Annotated in this window: 18 protein-coding genes and 1 riboswitch; of the genes, 10 read left to right on the plus strand and 8 right to left on the minus strand. The window is 66.5% G+C overall.

Annotation, left to right across the window (positions count from 1 at the left end; translation table 11 throughout):
* Window positions 1–12: 12 nt before the first annotated feature.
* The 4 genes from pstA to HF203_RS02570 all read right to left on the minus strand — a co-directional run bounded on the left by pstA (window position 13) and on the right by HF203_RS02570 (window position 4,331).
* Window positions 13–1,320: a phosphate ABC transporter permease PstA gene (pstA, locus tag HF203_RS02555; RefSeq protein ID WP_168666290.1), complete on the minus strand. Its 1,308-nt coding sequence runs from the start codon at window positions 1,318–1,320 to the stop codon at window positions 13–15.
* Entirely contained in the window at window positions 1,313–2,704 is a 1,392-nt protein-coding gene (pstC, locus tag HF203_RS02560; protein WP_168666292.1) for a phosphate ABC transporter permease subunit PstC, read from the minus strand. The genes pstA and pstC overlap by 8 nt, the downstream gene beginning before the upstream one ends.
* A 98-nt stretch (window positions 2,705–2,802) precedes the next feature.
* Window positions 2,803–3,840, minus strand: a complete 1,038-nt coding sequence (locus HF203_RS02565) for a PstS family phosphate ABC transporter substrate-binding protein (RefSeq protein ID WP_168666295.1) — start codon at window positions 3,838–3,840, stop codon at window positions 2,803–2,805.
* Between the two features lie 98 nt (window positions 3,841–3,938).
* A complete protein-coding gene (locus HF203_RS02570) occupies window positions 3,939–4,331 on the minus strand; it encodes a hypothetical protein (protein WP_168666297.1) in 393 nt (130 codons plus the stop codon).
* Between the two features lie 460 nt (window positions 4,332–4,791).
* Here HF203_RS02570 and HF203_RS02575 point away from each other — a divergent pair, with 460 nt between their 5' ends.
* Window positions 4,792–6,009: a glycosyltransferase gene (locus HF203_RS02575; RefSeq protein ID WP_168666299.1), complete on the plus strand. Its 1,218-nt coding sequence runs from the start codon at window positions 4,792–4,794 to the stop codon at window positions 6,007–6,009.
* A gap of 2 nt (window positions 6,010–6,011) precedes the next feature.
* Here the strand turns inward: HF203_RS02575 and HF203_RS02580 are convergent, their stop codons facing one another.
* From HF203_RS02580 to apbC, 4 genes are all read right to left on the minus strand, one after another.
* On the minus strand, window positions 6,012–6,245 hold the full coding sequence (locus HF203_RS02580) for a hypothetical protein (protein ID WP_168666300.1): 234 nt from the start codon (window positions 6,243–6,245) through the stop codon (window positions 6,012–6,014).
* 139 nt (window positions 6,246–6,384) lie between these two features.
* Window positions 6,385–7,152 (minus strand): queuosine precursor transporter, encoded by a 768-nt coding sequence (locus tag HF203_RS02585; RefSeq protein ID WP_168666302.1) that lies wholly within the window; start codon window positions 7,150–7,152, stop codon window positions 6,385–6,387.
* A gap of 40 nt (window positions 7,153–7,192) precedes the next feature.
* Window positions 7,193–7,759 (minus strand): dCTP deaminase, encoded by a 567-nt coding sequence (gene dcd, locus HF203_RS02590; protein WP_168666304.1) that lies wholly within the window; start codon window positions 7,757–7,759, stop codon window positions 7,193–7,195.
* 636 nt (window positions 7,760–8,395) lie between these two features.
* On the minus strand, window positions 8,396–9,487 hold the full coding sequence (apbC, locus tag HF203_RS02595; protein ID WP_168666306.1) for an iron-sulfur cluster carrier protein ApbC: 1,092 nt from the start codon (window positions 9,485–9,487) through the stop codon (window positions 8,396–8,398).
* Between the two features lie 522 nt (window positions 9,488–10,009).
* Between apbC and metG the strand changes: the two genes are divergently transcribed.
* The 9 genes from metG (at window position 10,010) to HF203_RS02640 (ending at window position 20,348) form a co-directional block, all read left to right on the plus strand.
* The gene (gene metG / locus HF203_RS02600) at window positions 10,010–12,067 is read left to right on the plus strand and encodes a methionine--tRNA ligase (RefSeq protein WP_168666308.1); all 2,058 of its coding nucleotides are present in this window, start codon (window positions 10,010–10,012) and stop codon (window positions 12,065–12,067) included.
* Between the two features lie 298 nt (window positions 12,068–12,365).
* Window positions 12,366–12,947: an electron transport complex subunit RsxA gene (gene rsxA, locus HF203_RS02605; protein WP_168666310.1), complete on the plus strand. Its 582-nt coding sequence runs from the start codon at window positions 12,366–12,368 to the stop codon at window positions 12,945–12,947.
* 18 nt (window positions 12,948–12,965) lie between these two features.
* Window positions 12,966–13,517 carry an electron transport complex subunit RsxB gene (rsxB, locus tag HF203_RS02610; protein ID WP_168666311.1) on the plus strand — a complete coding sequence of 184 codons (552 nt, stop codon included), beginning with the start codon at window positions 12,966–12,968 and terminating at the stop codon, window positions 13,515–13,517.
* A gap of 15 nt (window positions 13,518–13,532) precedes the next feature.
* Window positions 13,533–15,134: an electron transport complex subunit RsxC gene (gene rsxC, locus HF203_RS02615; RefSeq protein ID WP_168666313.1), complete on the plus strand. Its 1,602-nt coding sequence runs from the start codon at window positions 13,533–13,535 to the stop codon at window positions 15,132–15,134.
* A gap of 58 nt (window positions 15,135–15,192) precedes the next feature.
* Window positions 15,193–16,239, plus strand: coding sequence for an electron transport complex subunit RsxD (gene rsxD / locus HF203_RS02620; protein WP_168666315.1), 1,047 nt, complete (start codon window positions 15,193–15,195; stop codon window positions 16,237–16,239).
* On the plus strand, window positions 16,236–16,898 hold the full coding sequence (rsxG, locus tag HF203_RS02625) for an electron transport complex subunit RsxG (protein ID WP_168666317.1): 663 nt from the start codon (window positions 16,236–16,238) through the stop codon (window positions 16,896–16,898). Before rsxD ends, rsxG begins: the two co-directional genes overlap by 4 nt.
* Window positions 16,898–17,599 carry an electron transport complex subunit E gene (locus HF203_RS02630; RefSeq protein ID WP_168666319.1) on the plus strand — a complete coding sequence of 234 codons (702 nt, stop codon included), beginning with the start codon at window positions 16,898–16,900 and terminating at the stop codon, window positions 17,597–17,599. Before rsxG ends, HF203_RS02630 begins: the two co-directional genes overlap by 1 nt.
* Before the next feature lie 363 nt (window positions 17,600–17,962).
* Window positions 17,963–18,111: riboswitch (FMN riboswitch) on the plus strand.
* A gap of 99 nt (window positions 18,112–18,210) precedes the next feature.
* Window positions 18,211–18,918 carry a 3,4-dihydroxy-2-butanone-4-phosphate synthase gene (gene ribB, locus HF203_RS02635; RefSeq protein ID WP_168666321.1) on the plus strand — a complete coding sequence of 236 codons (708 nt, stop codon included), beginning with the start codon at window positions 18,211–18,213 and terminating at the stop codon, window positions 18,916–18,918.
* Between the two features lie 239 nt (window positions 18,919–19,157).
* Window positions 19,158–20,348, plus strand: coding sequence for an LbtU family siderophore porin (locus tag HF203_RS02640; protein ID WP_168666323.1), 1,191 nt, complete (start codon window positions 19,158–19,160; stop codon window positions 20,346–20,348).
* Window positions 20,349–20,372 lie beyond the last annotated feature (24 nt).

Here is a 20,372-nt window from a genome sequence, read left to right on the forward strand (position 1 = left end):
CAGGACGCGGGCTCACCAGCGTCGCTCGAAGCGACGCCGCAACAGCACCGCGGCAAGGTTCATCAGGATCAGGAAGGCGAGCAGCACCATGATCGCGGCCGAGGTACGCTCGACGAAGGCGCGCTCGGGACTGTCGGCCCAGAGGAAGATCTGCACCGGCAGCACGGTTGCCGGATCGGTGAAGCCGGCGGGCACGTCGACGATGAAGGCGATCATGCCGATCATCAGCAGCGGCGCGGTCTCGCCGAGCGCCTGGGCCATACCGATGATGGCGCCGGTGAGCATGCCCGGCAGCGCCAGCGGCAGCACATGATGGAACTGGGTCTGCAGCGACGAGGCACCGACCCCGAGCGCGGCCTCGCGGATCGAGGGCGGCACCGATTTCAGCGCCGCGCGGCTGGAGATGATGATCGTCGGCAGGGTCATCAGGGTCAGCACCAGCGCCGCCACCAGCGGGGTCGAGCGCGGCACCCCGAAGATGCCGATGAACACCGCCAGCCCGAGCAGGCCGAAGACGATCGAGGGCACCGCCGCGAGGTTGTTGATGTTGACCTCGATCAGGTCGGTCCAACGGTTCTTCGGCGCGAACTCCTCGAGATAGATCGCCGCGCCCACGCCGATCGGGAAGGACAGCAGCAGCGTCAGCGCCAGGGTGTAGAAGGACCCGGCGAGCGCCCCGGCGATGCCGGCAAGCTCGGGCTCGCGCGAGGTGCCATTGGTGAAGAAGATGGTATTGAAGCGCTTGGTGATGCGCCCCTCCGATTCCAGCCGCTCGATCCAACCCAGGGTCTGATCCTTGACCCGACGCTTGGACTCCGGCAGCGTGCGATCGATCTGCCCCTTGACCACCATGTCGATGTCATCGTCGGCGAGCAGCCAGACCTCGGCGGTGGTGCCGATCAGCGCGGGATCGGCGAGCACCCGATCGCGCAGCAGCTGCGGCGCGCCGACACTCACCATCTGATAGAGCGCGCGCTTGTCGCGCCGGGCCGTGACCTCGGGGAAGTGCGCGCGCAGCGCCGCGCGGATGATGCCGAGATAGTTGGCACGGGCGATGACCTCGGCCGAACCGCTACCCTCGGGATCGATCTGCGCGCGCTCGAGCACGACCGGCAGCTTGATATAGGTCTGCTGGAAGGCGGTATGGCCCTTGCCGACGATGTCGGCGAACAGCAACGCCACGAACAGCAGTCCCAGGGCCACCGCCGCGGCACCGAGCCGGCGGAAACGACGCTCCTTGGCACGGCGGCGCTTGAGGCTGGCGTTGACCGCATCGATGGTGCGCTTGTGCGGCGCGCTCGCCGGGGTCTGATCAGTCATATTGCTCACGGTATTTGCGCACGATGTGAAGGGCGAGGACGTTGAGCACCAGGGTCACGGCGAACAGCGTCAAACCGAGGGCGAAGGCGGCCAACGTCTTGGCGCTGTCGAACTCCTGATCGCCGGTGAGCAGGGTGACGATCTGCACCGTGACCGTGGTAACGCTGTCGAGCGGATTGGCGGTGAGGTTGGCTGCCAACCCTGCAGCCATCACCACGATCATGGTCTCGCCGATGGCGCGCGAGACGGCGAGCAGGACACCGCCGACGATGCCCGGCAGCGCCGCCGGGATGATCACCCGTTTGATGGTCTCGGACTCGGTCGCACCGAGCGCGTAGGAGCCGTCACGCAGCGACTGTGGCACCGCGTTGATCACGTCCTCGGAGAGTGAGGAGACGAAGGGGATGATCATCACCCCCATCACCAACCCGGCGGCAAGCGCACTCTCGGAGGCGACATCGAGCCCGACCGACTGGCCCAGCTCGCGGATGAAGGGGGCGACGGTGAGCGCGGCGAAGAAGCCGTAGACCACCGTGGGGATACCGGCCAGCACCTCGAGCACCGGCTTGGCCACGGCGCGCAGACGTCGTGGCGCGTATTCGGAGAGATAGATCGCCGAGAGCAGACCGATGGGGACGGCGACCAGCATGGCGATGGCCGAGACCATCAGCGTCCCGGTGAACAGCGGCACCGCGCCGAAGGCGCCGCTGGCCCCGACTTGATCGGCACGCAGCGCCGTCTGCGGGCTCCACAGGGTGCCGAAGAAGAATTCCAGCGGCGAGACCATGGAGAAGAAACGCAGCGACTCGAACAGCACCGAGAGCACGATCCCCAGGGTGGTGAGGATGGCGATCGAGGAGAAGATCACCATGACCGCCATCACCATGGTCTCGACCTGATTACGCGCCTTGAAGCGGGGACGGGCACGCCCCCAGGCAATCCAACCACAGCCCAGCGCGAGCGCCAGCACCGCCACCCACATCGACCAGCGACCGAGGCGATCGAGCCGGGCGTATTGTGCAGCGGCGGCCTGTAGCTCGGGGGAGACCTCGGTCGAGACCATCGCCCCCGAGGCGAGATTCTTGATGTCGTTGACCAGCAGCCCGAGCCGCCCCTCGGAGAGCCCGGCGGTCATCTCCCGAGGCAGCTGCGCCTGTAACAGCATCAACACCAACTGATCCTGCAGACCAGTCCACAGCGCCAGCAACAACAGTGCCGGCAGGCCCGCCCAGAGCGCGGCATAGAGCCCGTAGTAGGCAGGCAGCGAATGCAGGCGGTGGACCTGCGACGGACCGCCAACACCGCTGACCGCACGGCGACGTCCGAGGTGATAGGCCGCGGTCATGACCGCGAGCAGCACGAGGAGAAGGATCCAGTCTTGCATTGGGTTCCCGGCGAGCTAGACGAACGACGATCAGCGCCCCGCGGGGCGCCGATCCAGGAAAGGGCGACCATCCCTGGTCGCGATGATCAGGGCTGGACTCAGGGCCGGGACATCGGCGCGAACGACTGAGCAGCGCTGGCCACCTCGGCGCGCATCGCCTCGGGCAGCGGGATCAGGCCCTTGTCGACCAAGTAGCCCTCGGGACCCCAGGCCTGCTCGCCGGTGAACTCGGCGACGAATTCTGCGATCCCAGGGATGGTGCCGACGTGCGCGTTCTTGACGTAGAAGAAGAGCGAACGCGAGACCGGGTAGTCGCCATCGGCGATGCTCTCGAAGGTCGGCTCGACACCGTCGACCTTGGAGCCTTGCACCTGATCGGCGTTCTGATCGAGGAAGCTGAAGCCGAAGATGCCGAGCGCATCGGGGTTGGCCACCAGCTTCTGCACGATCAGGTTGTCGTTCTCACCAGCCTCGACATAGGCCCCGTCTTCACGGATGCCGTGGCAGACCGCCTTGTACCTGGACTTATCCTCTTGCTTCATCGCCTTGATGAAGTCGTAGGTCTTGCAGCCCCCCTCCATTGCCAGCTCGACGAAGGCGTCACGGGTCCCAGAGGTCGGCGGCGGCCCCAGCACCTCGATGGTGATCTCGGGCAGGTCCGGGTTGACCTCGTTCCAGGTCTGGTAGGGATTGGGAACCAACTCGCCGGCCTCGTTAGGCACGTCCTTGGCCAGCGCCAGCCAGATGTCGCGCAGCGACAGATCAAGCCGCTCGCCCTCGCGCGAGTTGGCGATGGCGATACCGTCATAACCGATCTTGACCTCAGTGATGTCCTCGACGCCGGCCTCCTGGCACAGCTCGAACTCCGAGGCCTTCATCCGCCGCGAGGCATTGGTGATGTCGGGGTGATCGACACCAACACCGGCGCAGAACAGCTTCAACCCCCCTCCGGAACCGGTCGACTCGACCTTGGGAGTCGCAAAATCGGTGTTACGGCCGAAGGTCTCGGCCACCGCGGTCGAGAAGGGGAACACGGTCGAGGATCCGACGATGTAGATGGAGTCGCGGGCCATGGCCTGTGACGACAGAGAGGCCGCGGCGAGGGTGACGGCCGCGGCGACGAGCGTCTTGTTCATGGAAAGCTCCCAGTGGGCGTTGAATGGCAGCGTCGTATTGTGGTCGGCGGCGATGCACGTTCCATGAACGAGATATGACCATTTCGTGACGGCCGGGCTCAGTCGCCAGATTGCGGTTCCTGCTGAAGGGCGCGCAGCAGGCGCAGCGCGGCGTTGAAGAAGTCCTGCCTGGGATCGGCCTCGCAATAGGCCTGCACCCGGGCCAGCGCTGCATCCAGCGCGGCGCCACGCAACACATCACCGCCGGTGGCGAGGTTCAGCCCAGAGATCAGACCGGCGAGCCACTCGCGATAGTGCAGATACTCGGGGTCGGCCAGCGCCGTCGGGGCCTCCACCCCAGGCGCCACTGCCAGGAACTCACCACAGGGCTTGACCCCATAGCCCCAGAGCGCTGCCGAGGGCGCTTGGCCCCAGGCCACCGAGGCCCCCAGCGTCAGGACCAGCATCAAGACAATGGCGCCCGAGGCGCCAGTACAGGATCGATCGTGCATGAATTCGGTTTCCTTGTGAAAGTGGACCAACACCCGAGGCCGTACGCGCCGGGCAAGGCCTGGATTGAAGCGCAAAGGAGCCCGCCAGGTGAAGGCCAGCGGCCAGGAGATTGAACCGCAAAGCCGCAAAGGACGCGAAGATGTTGGATGCACAAGACTCCAGCACCAACGCGCCTCACCACTGGCGGCTGTCTGTCTTCGAATGTTGGCCGGAAACGCACGCCAATCGGTAGCCGACAGTGAATGGAGCGTGACGCTATCGTCGAGGCCGTCCACCTACTGGCGGCTGGCCGCTGATGGCTGGCAGCTTGAATCCCTTCGCGCCCTTCGCGGCTTTGCGGTTCAAACTTCCTGACGGCTGATATCGCTCGCGCCTGCCCTGGCGGCTCGATCCGGCTGGCGACTGGCGATCCCCTGAGGCTATGATTGCGCGGTTTGTCGGCTGCCCAGCGGAATCGCCATGCGCGTCTTGATGATCTCGGATGTCTACTTCCCCCGCGTCACCGGGGTCTCGACCTCGATCCAGACCTTTGCGCGCGAGTTCGTCGAGCGCGGCCATGCGGTCACCCTGATCGCCCCCGAGTACGCTCAATCGAGCCCAGACGACGAACCCTTCGAGATCCTGCGCATCCCCTCGCGCTATCTCCCGATCGATCCCGAGGACCGGATCCTGCGCCCACGCAGACTGCGGCGTCATCACCACCGACTGGCCGCGGCCGGATTCGATCTGGTACACATCCAGACCCCCTTCCTCGCCCACTATCTCGGACTCGGGCTGGCACGCCGGCTCGATGTACCGGTGATCGAGAGCTATCACACCTTCTTCGAGCAGTACTTACACCACTACGTGCCCTGGCTACCCTCGGCATGGATGCGCTGGGCCGCGCGGCGCTTCTCCGCCGCCCAGTGCAACGACGTCGACGCCATCGCCGTGCCCTCGCGGGCGATGCTCGAGGTGCTCGAGCGCTATGGCGTGCACACCCCGGCGCAGGTGATCCCCACCGGGATCGAGCTTGGCCAGTTCAGCCGCGGCGATGGCGCACGTTTTCGCGCGCGTCACGGCATCGCCGCCGACCGTCCGCTACTGGTGCACGTCAGCCGTCTGGCCTTCGAGAAGAACATCGACTTCGTGCTACGTGTGCTGGCACGGATCAAGACGCACCTTCCCGAGGTGTTGCTGGTAGTGGTCGGCGAGGGGCCGGCGCGCGCCGAACTCGAGGCCCAGGCACGCGACCTGGGGCTGGCCGACAACACCCTGTTCACCGGCTATCTCGACCGCGACGGCAGCCTCGAGGACTGCTATCGCGCCGGTGAGGCCTTCGTCTTCGCCTCGCGCACCGAGACCCAGGGGCTGGTGCTGCTCGAAGCGATGGCGCTCGGCGTCCCCGTGGTCTCGACTGCGGTGATGGGAACGGCCGAGGTGCTCGCCGGGGCCGACGACAAGGGCGCACTGATCGTCCCAGAGGACGAACAGATCTTTGCTGAACAGGCGCTACGAGTACTCAGCGACCACCAGTTACGGGCACGCCTGGCGCGCGGCGCTGCGGCGCACGCCCAATCCTGGTCGGCGCCAGCACTGGCTGAACGGATGCTGGGATTCTATACAGAGGTCTGTGGCGGTGGGCGGCGGCCCGGGGTAAGCGCCGGCGAGACCCCCGAGGGGCAACTCGGGGCCTGAGTTCAGGCCATCACATCGATCAGGCTACCGATCATCTCGTCACCGGCCGCGACCACCTTGCTCGAGGCCTCGACCTGACGCAGGTGTTGGGTCTGCTCGACCAGCGGCTCGGCCAGCTCGCGGGTCGAACCCGGGCCGTTGAGGGTCTGCGCGCTGGCGATCTCAGCGGCGTTCTGACGTACCCCTTCGGTACCGACGCGGATCCCCTGCAACCCCTGGTTGATAGCCGAGATCATCTCGTCATCCTCCATCGCTGCCTTCACACCGGGGCACCATGGACGCCCCGCCCGACCCGCGACCACGCGGCAACGGGTCTCACTGCCACCATAGCCGAGCCGGAGGGTGGCAGCGGGCAACAACGGTGTGTTGTGCTGGTCAGTTCTCGATTCCGGCGGCGTGGGCACGCAGGGTCTCGGCACGGGCGGCACCGAGATAGCGCTCGATCAGCGCGCGCACCAGATAGATCACCGGGGTGAGCGCCACCGCAACCACGAACTTGTAGAGATAGTTGACCGTGCCCACCGCCAGGAACAGCTCCAGCGACCAGCGCTGCGGCCCGAGCACGAAGGCGATGTAGAGCACCACGAAGCTGTCGATGAGCTGCGAGACCAGGGTCGAACCGGTGGCACGCGCCCACACCCAGCGCGGCCCGGTGGCGCGACGGATGCGGTGGAAGACCGTCACATCGATCAGCTGACCGATCAGGAAGGCGATCACCGAACCGGCGATGATCCACATCCCCTGACCGAAGATCACCGCAAAGGCCGCCTGCATGTCCGGCACCCCGCGCGCAGACTGGATGCCCACCCACCACTCGGCCGGGGCGAGCAGGATCGCCAGATAGGCGAAGACAAAGGTGTAAACGATCAGCCCGACGGTGAGATAGGAGAGCAGCCGCACCCCGCGACGCCCGTAGTACTCATTGATGATGTCGGTCATCACGAACACCACCGGCCACAACAACACCCCGGCGGTGAAATTGAGCGAGCCGCTCTGGCCGAACAGCTGCCAGTCGAGCGGCGCCATCCCCAGGGTCGGCTCCAGGGCGAAGATCTTCACCCCGAGCAGCTCGGCGATCAGCGCATTGCAGACGAAGAAGCCGCCGAGGACGACGAACAGCTTGGTCGATCGATCGAAGGTCATGGGCGGGTTCCTCCCTGAGAGATGTCCCCGCCCAGGTCGGTCAGGACTTGGGTAGGGTCACCCCGCGTTGGCCCTGATACTTGCCGCCACGATCCTTGTAAGAGGTCTCGCAGACCTCGTCGGACTCGAGGAAGAGGATCTGCGCCACACCCTCATTGGCATAGATCTTCGCCGGCAGCGGCGTGGTATTGGAGAACTCGAGCGTCACGTGCCCCTCCCACTCGGGCTCGAGCGGGGTAACGTTGACGATGATCCCGCAGCGCGCATAGGTGCTCTTGCCCAAACAGATGGTCAGCACGTTGCGCGGGATCCTGAAATATTCCACCGTCCGAGCCAATGCAAAGGAGTTGGGTGGGATGATGCAGACATCGGATTGGATGTCGACGAAGCTGTTGGAGTCGAACGCCTTGGGGTCGACCACCGCCGAGTTGATGTTGGTGAAAATCTTAAACTCGTCGGCGCAACGGACGTCGTAGCCATAGCTCGAGGTCCCGTAGGAGATCATGCGCCCCCCCTCGCCCTCGCGCACCTGCCCGGGCTCGAAGGGATCGATCATCCCGTGCTCGACGGCCATGCGCCGAATCCAGCGATCTGATTTGATGGCCATCGCGGCATCCTCGTTCGTGAAAAAACCGGTTACTTTAACCCGTTAGCGCACGTCAAGGAAGCATGGATAGAACCGCGAAGACGCGAAGAACACAAAGCAAGCGAATGGCCAGCGGCCAGCGGCCAGCGGCCAGCGGCCAGCGGCCAGCGGCCAGCGGCCAGCGGCCAGCGGCCAGCGGCCAGGAGATTGAACCGCAAAGCCGCGAAGGGCGCGAAGGGATTCAAGCTGCCAGCCATCAGCCGCCAGTGGATGGTCGGCGTCGACGATAGCGCCCCTCCCCATTCACTGCCGGCTATCGGTTGGCGTGCGTTTCCGGCCAACACTCGAAGACAGGCAGCCACTGGCGGCTGGAGGCTGATCGCTGGAGGCTGCTTTGAACCGCAAAGCCGCAAAGCACGCAAAGGATTCAAGCTGCCAGCCATCAGCGGCCAGCCGCCAGTGGAGGGACTGGCCTCGACGATAGCGCCCCTCCCCATTCACTGCCGGCTATCGGTTGGCGTGCGTTTCCGGCCAACACTCGAAGACAGGCAGCCACTGGCGGCTGGAGGCTGATCACTGGAGGCTCTTCCCTTCTTCGCGCCCTTCGCGGCTTTGCGGTTCAAACTTCCCGGCGGCTGGCGGCAGGCGACTCGAGCCTCAGTTGTTCTCGATCACGATGCGCGGGAACTTGGCCGCGTAGTCCTTGGCCTGCAGCGAGAGCTTGGCGGCGGTCTTGCGGGCGATCTCGCGATAGATCTCGGCCGAGCGCGACTCGGGGGCAGCAACCACTGTCGGCTTACCGCCATCGGCCTGCTCACGGATGGCGATGTCGAGCGGCAGCGCACCGAGCAGCTCGACGCCGTACTGCTCGGACATCGCCTGGCCACCACCCTCGCCAAAGATGTGCTCCTCGTGGCCGCACTTGGAACAGATGTGGATGCTCATGTTCTCGACGATACCGAGCACCGGCACCTCGACCTTCTGGAACATCTTCAGGCCCTTGCGCGCGTCGAGCAGGGCGATGTCCTGGGGCGTAGTGACGATCAGCGCGCCCGAGACCGGCACCTTCTGCGCCAGGGTCAGCTGGGTGTCGCCGGTGCCCGGCGGCAGGTCGATCACCAGATAGTCGAGCGCCGACCAGTTGGTGTCCTTGAGCAGCTGCTCGAGGGCCTGGGTGACCATCGGGCCACGCCAGATCATCGGCGTCTCCTCGTCGATCAGAAAACCGATCGACATCGCCTGCAGACCATAGCGCTGCATCGGCTCCAGGGTGTTGCCGTCGCGCGACTCAGGCTGACCGGTGATGCCGAGCATGCGCGGCTGCGAGGGACCGTAGATGTCGGCATCGAGCAGCCCAACCTTGGCGCCCTCGGCGGCGAGCGCCAGGGCCAGATTGGCTGCGGTGGTCGACTTGCCGACACCTCCCTTACCCGAGGCCACGGCGATGATGTTCTTGACGTTGTCGATCGGCTTGAGCGACTTCTGCACCGCGTGCGCCTTGATTTCGCTGACGACCTCGACCTCGACCTGATCGACCCCGGGCAGCGCGGCCACGGGCGCACGCACCGCCTCGGCGATCTCGGCACGGACCCCGGCGGCGGGGAAACCGAGGGTGATGGCGATGCGTACCCGCCCCGCGTCGATGGTGATGTCGCGCACGGCGTGCGCGGCCATCAGGTCACGCCCCAGGTGCGGCTCCCGGTAGGACTTGATAGCGGTCTCGATGGCTTCTCTGGTGGGTTCGGACATGCGGTACTCCGTGTGAGGACAGGTCCGCGCGCCAGAGGGTCGGGGCGGGCGCGCGGGGAATCCGTCGGCGACGACGCCGCGCGGGCTTGACGCCAGTGTTGGTATCAGAAACTGCTAATTCAAGCGCAAAGCCGCGCGGCGGGGCAAGCGGATCCATCAGCGGCCAGCCCCCAGCCCGCAGCCTCCAGCGGGAAAACTTGACGCTGACGGCTGATTGCAAGCTTCCAGCCCCCAGCTCTCAGCCTCCAGTGGGAAAACTTGGCGCCGGCGGCTGACAGCTGACAGCTGACAGCTGATGGCTGATGGCTGGTGACTGGCGGCTGACGGCTGACGGCTGACGGCTGACGGCTGATTGCAAGCTTCCAGCCTCCAGCTCTCAGCCTCCAGTGGAGAAACTTGGCGCCGGCGGCTGGCAGCTGGGGGCTGGAAGCTGACCGCCGACGCCCCCATGGCCGCTATCGCGCCAGTCGTGGAATAATAGCGGGCATTCACCCCCCGTTCCCGAATCATCCGAGCCCATTCATGAGCACGACCCGCGACATCCTGATCACCAGCGCCCTCCCCTATGCCAACGGCCCGATCCATCTCGGACACCTGGTGGAGTACATCCAGACCGACATCTGGGCGCGCTTTCAGAAGATGCGCGGGCACAACTGCTGGTACGTCTGCGCCGATGACGCCCACGGCACCCCGATCATGCTGCGCGCGCGTCAGGAGGGCATCGAACCCGAGACGCTGATCGCGCGCATCAGCGCCGAACACCAGGCCGATTTCGCCGCCTTCCGCATCGGCTTCGACAACTATCACTCGACCCACTCCGAGGAGAACCGGCACTACGCCGGGCTGATCTATGCCCGCAACAGCGAGGCGGGCCATATCGAGCGGCGCACCATCACCCAGGCCTACGACCCGGTCGAGCAGATGTTCCTACCCGATCGCTTCATCAAGGGCGAGTGCCCCAAGTGCGGTGCCGCCGATCAGTACGGCGACAACTGCGAGGCCTGTGGTGCGAGCTATTCGCCCAACGAGCTGAAGAACCCGCGTTCGGCCGTCTCCGGTGCGGTACCCGAGCAGCGCGAGTCCGATCACTACTTCTTCAAGCTCGGCGACTTCGAGGAGATGCTCAAGGCGTGGACCCACGGCGGTGGGCTGCAGACCCAGGTGGCCAACAAGCTCGACGAGTGGTTCGAGGCCGGACTACAGTCCTGGGACATCTCGCGCGACGCCCCCTACTTCGGCTTCGAGATCCCCGATCACCCCGGCAAGTTCTTCTACGTCTGGCTCGACGCCCCGATCGGCTACATGGCCAGCTTCCAGAACCTCTGCGACCGGCTCGGCGCCAGCCAGCCCGGGCTCGACTTCGACCGCTTCTGGGGCAGCGACTCCGAGGCCGAGCTCTACCACTTCATCGGCAAGGACATCGTCTACTTCCACGCCCTATTCTGGCCGGCGATGCTCCACGGCGCCGGGTTCCGCACCCCCAACGCGGTATTCGCCCACGGCTTCCTCACCGTTGATGGGCAGAAGATGTCGAAGTCGCGCGGCACCTTCATCAAGGCGCGCACCTATCTCGACCACCTCGACCCCGAGTATCTGCGCTACTACTTCGCCGCCAAGCTCGGCGCCGGGGTCGACGATATCGACCTCAACCTCGAGGACTTCACCGCCCGGGTCAACGCCGACCTGGTTGGTAAGGTGGTCAACATCGCCAGCCGCTGCGCCGGTTTCATCACCAAGCGCTTCGACGGCAGGCTCGCCGAGACCCTAGCCGCGCCCGAGCTGTTTGCCGAGTTCGCCGCCGCCGGCGAGCGCATCGCCGCCGCCTACGAGGGCCGTGAATACGCCCGCGCGGTGCGCGAGATCATGGCCCTGGCCGATCGCGCCAACCAGTACATCGACGAGCAGGCGCCCTGGGTGGTCGCCAAGCAGGACGGGCGCGAGCAAGAGCTGCACGGCATCTGCTCGATGGGGATCAATCTGTTCCGGCTGCTGATCGGCTATCTGCGCCCGATCCTGCCCGGCACCGCTGCCGAGGCCGAGGCCTTCCTCCAGGTCGAGCCGCTGACCTGGTCGGCCCTCGCCACGCCCCTACTCGACCATGAGATCGCCCGCTTCAAGCCGCTGATGCGGCGCATCGAATCGGACCAGATCGAGGCCATGATCGAGGCATCGAAGGCCGACCTGGCCGCCTCCACACCCGCGCCACAACCGGCGATGGCAGTCAATCCGCACCTCGAGGCCGATCCGATCGCCGAGACCATCGACTTCGACACCTTTGCCAAGCTCGATCTACGCATCGCCCGCATCGCTGCGGCCGAACAGGTCGAGGGTGCAAAGAAGTTGCTGCGCCTCACCCTCGACCTCGGCGGCGAGACCCGCAACGTCTTCGCCGGCATCCGCGCCGCCTACGACCCGACCGACCTCGAGGGTCGACTGACGGTGATGGTCGCCAATCTCGCCCCACGCAAGATGCGCTTTGGCGTCTCCGAGGGCATGGTGCTGGCCGCCGGCCCCGGCGGCAGCGACCTCTTCATCCTCTCGCCCGACAGCGGCGCCGAGCCGGGGATGCGGGTGAAGTGACCGCGTAGCCGGGGCGTGCGGCCCCGGCTCGACCGGGAACCCGCAGGCGCCAGCGGTTGACGAATGCGGTGGAGCCCTCTCGCATCAATCCCCACAATCGGCACGGTGACAGCCCGAACCCGACGGGTTCAGACTGGATATAGCACCCTGCATCCTGGCAGAGGATGCGCGATCGGTTGCAGCGGTTGTCGCGGTTCATGCGGGCGCGTATTCTTAGAGAATTTCGCCCGCCTCGTCGGTGCCCCTCGCGCGCGAGCGCGTCGCCGACCCCGAGTCTCAATTCCGATACGAAGACGGCATGACTGAATACGCGCTCATCCTGGTCGGGACGGTCCTGGTCAACAACTTCGTCCTGGTCAAGTTCCTCGGCCTGTGCCCCTTCATGGGGGTGTCGAAGAAGCTCGAGACGGCCGCCGGCATGGGTCTGGCCACCACCTTCGTGCTGACCCTCTCCTCGGTCAGTTCATGGCTGGTCAACGCGTATCTGCTCGAGCCGCTCGGCATCGAGTACCTGCGCACCATCGCCTTCATCCTGGTGATCGCCGTGGTGGTGCAGTTCACCGAGACGGTGATGCACAAGACCAGCCCGGTGCTCTATCAGGTGCTCGGGATCTTCCTTCCCTTGATCACCACCAACTGTGCCGTGCTCGGCGTCGCGCTGCTCAACCTGCAGGCCGAGCATACCTTGGTCGAGGCCACCCTCTACGGTTTCGGCGCCGCACTCGGATTCTCGCTGGTGCTGGCCCTGTTCGCCGCGATTCGCGAGCGGGTGGCCGTCGCCGACGTCCCCGAACCCTTCCAGGGCAGCGCCATCGCCCTGGTCACCGCCGGCCTGATGTCGCTCGCCTTCATGGGCTTCGCCGGCCTGGTCGCGAACTGAGTTGAACGTCTGAGAACCATGCTGACCGCCATCCTCGCCTTCGCCGCACTCTCCGCCGTGTTCGGGCTGCTGCTCGGCTATTCGGCGATCCGCTTCCACATCGAGGGCGATCCGATCGCCGATCAGATCGACGCCCTGCTGCCGCAGACCCAGTGCGGCCAGTGCGGCCACCCCGGCTGCCGTCCCTATGCCGAGGCCGTCGCCCGGGGCGAGGACGATATCAACAAATGCACACCGGGCGGCGAGGCCACCGTCCAGGCGCTGGCCGACCTACTCGGGCGCGACCCGGTGGCACTCGACGCTGAGGAGAAGCTGCCGGCGGTCGCCCACATCGACCCGCAGAACTGCATCGGCTGCACCAAGTGCCTGCAGGCCTGCCCGGTCGATGCCATCGTCGGTGCCGCCAAGCAACTCCACGCCGTGCTCGACGAGGCCTGCACCGGTTGCGAGCTGTGCCTGGCCCCCTGCCCGGTCGACTGCATCCGCATGGTGCCGGTGGCCACCGACATCCGTTCCTGGCGCTGGCCCTATCCGCAGCAGCAGGCCGACACCCGGCGCGCGGCCGCCTGATCCCGAGGACCCGACATGGCAGCCACCCCCGTACCCACCAGCGAGCGTCGCCTGTGGACCTTCCACGGCGGCATCCACATCGCCGACGAGAAGGCGTTGTCGAACGCCAGCGAGATCACCGTCGCCCCCATCCCGAAGCAGCTGGTGATCCCGCTGCAGCAGCACATCGGGGCCCCGGCGCGGGTGCTCGTCGAGGTCGGCGAGCGCGTGCTCAAGGGCCAGTGCATCGCCGCCGCCGACGGCTATGTCAGCGCCCCGGTGCACGCCTCGAGTTCGGGTACCGTGATCGCCATCGAGGCGCGCCCAGTCCCCCATCCCTCCGGGCTCTCGGCGCTCTGCGCGGTGATCGAGACCGACGGCGAGGACACCTGGGCCGAACTACCCGAGCCGTTGACCCACTACGCCCAGCTCGATCCGGCCGAGGTGCGCGAGCGTATCCGCTGGGCCGGGGTCGTGGGCATGGGTGGGGCCTCCTTCCCCACCGGGGTCAAGCTCAACCCCGGACCCGACCGGCGCATCGACACCCTAGTGATCAACGGCGCCGAGTGCGAGCCCTACATCACCTGCGATGACCGCCTGATGCGCGAGCGCGCCAGCCGCATCCTCGAGGGGGTGCGGATCATGCGCCACCTGCTCGGCGGCCCCGGGGTACTGATCGGTATCGAGGACAACAAGCCCGAGGCGATCGCGGCGATGCGCTTCGCCCTCGGCGAGAGTGACCTGCGCGCCAGCGCCGAGGTGGTGGCCATCCCCACGCGCTACCCGAGCGGCGGCGAGAAGCAGCTCATCCGCATCCTCACCGGCAAGGAGGTGCCGAGCCACGGCATCCCGGCGCAGATCGGCATCGTCTGCCAGAACGTCGGCACCGCGCACGCGGTGGCCGAGGCGGTGCTTGAGGGTCGCCCGCTGATCTCGCGCGTGGTCACCGTCACCGGGCGCGCGATCACCACCCCGCGCAACCTCGCGGCGCGCATCGGCACCCCGGCGGCCGAGCTCATCGCCCACTGCGACGGCTATCGCGAACAGCCGCGCAAGCTCGTCTGCGGCGGCCCGATGATGGGCTTCGAACTACACGATCAGGTCGTCCCGGTGACCAAGCCAGTCAACTGCCTGCTGGCGCTCACCGCCGCCGAGGCCCCGGATCCCGGCCAAGCGCTCGCCTGCATCCGCTGCGGACGCTGTGCCGACGCCTGCCCGGCCAACCTGCTGCCCCAGCAGCTCTACTGGTTCGCCCGCGCCAAGGACTTCGACCACGCCCAGGACTACAACCTGTTCGACTGCATCGAGTGCGGCTGCTGCGCCCAGGTCTGTCCCAGTCACATCCCGCTGGTGCAGTACTACCGCTACGCCAAGACCGAGGTGTGGGCGCGCGAGCAGGAAAAGCGCAAGGCCGAGGAGGCACGCCAACGCCACGAGGCCAAGCAGGCCCGTCTCGAGCGCCAGGAGCGCGAGCGCCAGGCGCGACTGCGCCAGAAGAAGGAGGCGCTCGCCGCCAAGGCCAAGGCCGAGGCCGGGGACAACGCCGGCAGCGAGGCCAAGCAGGCGGCGATCGCCGCGGCGCGCGCCCGCGCCGCGGCCAAGCAACAGGGCACCGGCGAGCCGGCCGACGGCGCTTGAGCGCCGCCGGCGCCACTCCCCCAGATCCCGCAACCCCTTTCGAGCTTCGTGAATCCGCATGACTAGCACACTGATCTCCTCCCCCCACGTCCCTCGGGTCAACCGGGTCGATCGCGTCATGCTCCAGGTGCTGCTCGCGCTGATGCCCGGGGTGCTGGCGATGATCTGGTTCTTCGGCTGGGGCGTGCTCGTCAACGTCATCCTCGCAGTCGGCTTCGCGGTGCTCGCCGAGGCACTGGTACTGCTGCTGCGCCGTCGTCCGGTGCTACCGGCGCTGGGGGATCTCAGCGCGGTGGTCACCGCGGTGCTGTTCGCCATCTCGATACCGCCGACCCTGCCCTGGTGGATGACGCTGTTGGGGATGCTGTTCGCCATCGTGCTGGTCAAACAGCTCTACGGCGGGCTCGGCTACAACCCCTTCAACCCGGCGATGGCCGCCTATGTCTTCCTGCTGGTCTCCTACCCGGTGGCGATGACCAACTGGCTCGCCCCCGAGCTGCTCTCGGGGATCGACCTGTCGTTCAGCGACTCGCTGGCGATGATCCTCCATCAGGTGCTGCCCGCCGGGGTCGACTGGGACGCGGTGACCGCCGCGACCCCACTCGACGAGATGCGCACCCAGCTCGACGAGCAGCTGACCATCGCCGAGATCCGCGACCAGAGCGCGCTCTGGGGCGTGTTCGGTGGGCGTGGCTGGGAGTGGATCAGCGCCGCCTTCCTGCTCGGTGGGCTCTACCTGCTGTGGCGACGTACCATCACCTGGCACATCCCGGTGTCGATGCTCGCCGGGCTGCTCTCGCTAGCCACCCTGTTCTGGCTGATCGACCCCCAGACCCATCCCTTCCCGGCCTTCCATCTGTTCAGCGGCGCGGCCATCCTCGGCGCCTTCTTCATTGCCACCGACCCGGTCACTGCGACCACCACCCGCCGCGGCCAGCTGATCTATGGCGCCTGCATCGGCGCCACGGTGTTCGTGATCCGCACCTGGGGCGGCTACCCCGACGCGGTCGCCTTCGCGGTGCTGTTGATGAACATCGCCGCCCCCACCATCGACTACTACACCCAGCCTCGCGTCTTCGGACACGGTAGAGAACGCGCCCGATGAAGATCAAACCCATCCTGCTCGCCGCCTTCGTACTCAGTGCCTTCGCCGTGAGTGGTGTCGCCCTGGTGGTGATCACCCAGACGGTGATGGCCGATCGCATCGCCGAGAACCAGCGCCAGGCCATGGAGCGCAAACTCGCAGCCATCCTCCCCGCCGGGGAGTCCGACAACGACCCGCTCACCGACACCATCGAGGTCAGCGCCCGCGAGCTGCTCGGCGCCGACACCACCCGCGTCTACCGGGTCCGCAAGGGCGAGGCACCGGTGGCGGTCATCCTCGAACCGGTGGTCCCGGACGGCTACGCCGGCCCCATCCGCCTGTTGGTCTCGGTGCTCACCGACGGCAGCGTCGGCGGCGTGCGGGTGCTCTCCCACCACGAGACACCCGGGCTCGGCGACAAGATCGAGGAGGCCAAGTCGGATTGGGTCTACGACTTCGCCGGCACCTCGCTCGGCGATCCACCGCTCGAGCGCTGGGCGGTGAAACGCGATGGCGGCGACTTCGATCAGTTCACCGGCGCCACCATCACCCCACGCGCCATCGTCAAGGCGGTCAAGAACACCCTGATCTATGTCGAGCAACAGGGGGAGCGTCTCTACGAACAACCCGCGACCCAGACCGCGACGCGGCGCACCACGACCGACCAGGAGGCCTCCTGATGGCGAAGGAGCAAGGTTATTTGTCACTCGTCACCGAGGGGCTGTGGCACAACAACCAGGCACTCGTCGCCCTGCTCGGACTCTGTCCGCTGCTGGCGACCACCACCAGCGCAACCAACGGCCTCGGCATGGGCCTGGCGACCACCGCGGTGCTGGTGCTCTCCAACGTCACCATCTCGCTGATCCGTAACCTGGTACGCCCCGAGGTGCGGCTGCCGGTGTTCGTGCTGGTGATCGCCTCCTTCGTCACCGCCGTCGAGCTGACCATCCAGGCGCACTTCTACGAGCTTTATCTAGTGCTGGGGCTGTTCATCCCCTTGATCGTCACCAACTGCGCGATCATCGGTCGTGCCGAGGCCTTCGCCTCGAAGAACCGGGTCGATCGTGCCCTGGTCGACGGACTGGCGATGGGGGCCGGCTTCACCCTGGTGCTGATGGCACTCGGCGCGCTACGCGAGCTGGCGGGTCAAGGCACCCTCTTCTACCAGGCCCACCTGCTGCTCGGCGAGGCCGCGCGTGGGCTCACCATGACCCTCGGCGATGACTTCCAGGGCGCGCTGATCGCGATCCTGCCACCCGGGGCCTTCATCGGCCTGGGGCTGTTGATCGCACTCAAGAACCTGGTCGACAAATGGCTGAGCCAGGCCGCCAAGCGACGCGCTAGTGCCGCCGCGAGCAACGCCGAGCCGAGCCTGAGCTGACTCCCACGGGATTGCCAAGCCCAAACTTAGACCCCATAGTATTTAGGGGAATCGGCACCCGCCGCTTCCCCTGATGCCGGACCCCTCCGGCATCCGGACGCCGCAGGGAGGCGGCGTCGGCGCGACCCCCAGGTCGCAGCGACGGACCGACGGGGCCAGCCCCCGTTCAGTGTCGCGACACCGACCAACGGTCGTACGTCGCCACCCGCAATCCATGCAACCATTTGAGTGAACGATCGCGCGCGGGATCCAAGCGACCCCGCACTCAGCACCTTGGGAGACGCCGCCCGGGCCACACCGGCCGGATCCGGCCTCGCCGATGCTCGCAGCGTGCGGACATCGACTCGACCAAACTCAAGGCGCACCTATTCTCGGGGCAGGGTGAAATTCCCGACCGGCGGTGACTCCGCGAGATGCGGACAGCCCGCGAGCGCCCGCCGCCAACGGCGGGGTCAGCAGATCCGGTGAGACTCCGGGGCCGACGGTGAGAGTCCGGATGACAGAGGATAGGGTCGCGACCCGGTCCGTCCCCTCGTGGGGGCGCGACCGTGCTGTGCCCGCTCCCCTTCACTGCCCTGATTCAGATCACTCGGACGTCGTTTCAGCGAGCCATGAATCAGATCCAAGCATTTCCCTTACTCAACCGCTTCGGTGACCCCGAAACGCGTGTCGCCAACGCCATCGCCGCCCTGCGCGCAGGCTCCGGCGTGCTGCTCGTCGACGACGAAGACCGCGAGAACGAGGGCGACCTCATCTTCCCGGCCGAAACCATCGAGCCGGCACAGATGGCGCTGCTCATCCGCGAGTGCAGCGGCATCGTCTGTCTCTGCCTCGAGGAAGAGCGCTTGCGCCAGCTCGAGTTACCGATGATGGTCGAGCACAACACCAGCCGTAACGGCACCGCCTTCACCGTCACCATCGAGGCGCGCGAGGGCGTGACCACCGGCGTGTCGGCGGCCGACCGCGTCACCACCATCCGCACCGCTGTCGCCCCCGACGCCCGCCCCGAGGACCTGTCCCACCCAGGACATGTGTTCCCGCTACGAGCCCGTCCCGGCGGTGTCCTCGCCCGCCGCGGCCACACCGAGGGCACGATCGACCTAATGCGCTTGGCCGGGTTTGCCCCCGCTGGCGTACTGTGCGAGCTGACCAACCCTGACGGCACCATGTCGCGGCTACCCGAGATCGTCGACTTCGCGCTGCGTCACCAGATGCCGGTGTTGACCATCGAGGACCTAGTTGCCCACCGCCTGCGGACCGAGGCGGCCCCCTCGATCGATCAACTCCGACAGCCTGAGATCGCCCGCGAAAGCGCTTGATCCTTCGACCCGGCGCCTCTCAGGCGCCGGGCTCCTTGCCCCGCTCGACGCCCCTCAAGCAGCGATATCACCCCCCTGACACCTCCTGTTCACGACCTCGTCGTGAACGACGGTCATGCTTGACAAGTACCCTGTCATTAAATCATAAACAAAAACGATTCGCGTTAATGTATGCTTTGCCGTCTTTACGTAACGCACCCGCTCGCGTTTGTCACTATCCCGCAGGAGAAGTCAGCAACATGTCCGTACGCACCGTCTCGGCCGCCATCACGCTCGCGCTCGCCGGTCAGATCCCAGCCCATGCCGACACCCTCGAGCAACGCGTCATGCGCCTCGAGCAAGAGAATCAGACACAGGCAAGATTGATCGCAGAACAGCAGGCGGCACTCGCGGGCCAGCCCGAACGCATCAAGCGTCTCGAGACCACGCTCGAGGACAAGCGGATGGCGCAGAACTGGGGCGGCGGCTGGTTCCAGAACATCGAGATCGCCGGCCTGATCGAGGTCGAGGCCAACCACACCAGCCCCTATACCGGCAGCGACGAGAGCGACATCGTGCTGGCGACCTTCGAACTCGGCATCGCGGCGCAGGTCAACGACTGGGTCGAGGCCAACGCCTCGCTGCTCTACGAGGAAGACGACACCGACCTCGAGGTCGACAACGCCTATGTCACCATCGCCAACCTCGATCACAGCCCGCTGTTCCTCAGCGCCGGTCAGTTCTATGTCCCCTTCGGCAACTACGAGAGCAACCTGATCTCCAGCCCGCTGACCAAGGAGATCGGTGAGACCCGCGAGACCAGCGCCCAGTTTGGCTTCGTCCACGGTGACTTCAACGGCAGCGTCTACACCTTCAACGGCGATCGCAAGATCGATGGCGAGAACGAGATCGGCAGTTGGGGCGCCAACCTCGGCTTCGCCCAAGCCTTCGACGACCGGGCCTGGAGTCTCGGTGTGGGCTACATCAGCGACCTTGGCGACTCCGACACCCTGCAGGACGTGATCGCCGACAATCGCGCCGGGCTGGGCGACGCCACCGAGCGCACCGGCGGCTGGACCGCCAGTGCCGCAGCGGCCTTCGGTCCCTTCAACCTGATCGGTGAGTATCTCGCCGCCACCGAGGAGTTCGAGGTCGGCAGCCTCAGCTTCGAGGGCCAGGGCGCCAAGCCCACCGCCTGGAACATCGAGGCCGGCTATACCTTCGAGGTGATGGGCAAGGAGGTGGTCGCCGCAGCAGCCTACCAGGGCTCCACCGAGGCCCTCGCACTGGAGCTGCCGGAAGAGCGCTGGCTGGTCGGCGTCTCGGTCGGCATCTTCGACAACACCGCACTGTCGCTGGAATGGTCGTACGATACCGACTACGACCGTGCCGAGGGCGGCACCGGCGAGTCGGCCAATACCATCCTGGCGCAACTCGCCGTCGAGTTCTGAGCCCATCACCGTCGACCCAGCCCG

Origin of the sequence: Marichromatium bheemlicum, assembly GCF_012276755.1 — a bacterium.
Taxonomy (GTDB): domain Bacteria; phylum Pseudomonadota; class Gammaproteobacteria; order Chromatiales; family Chromatiaceae; genus Marichromatium; species Marichromatium bheemlicum.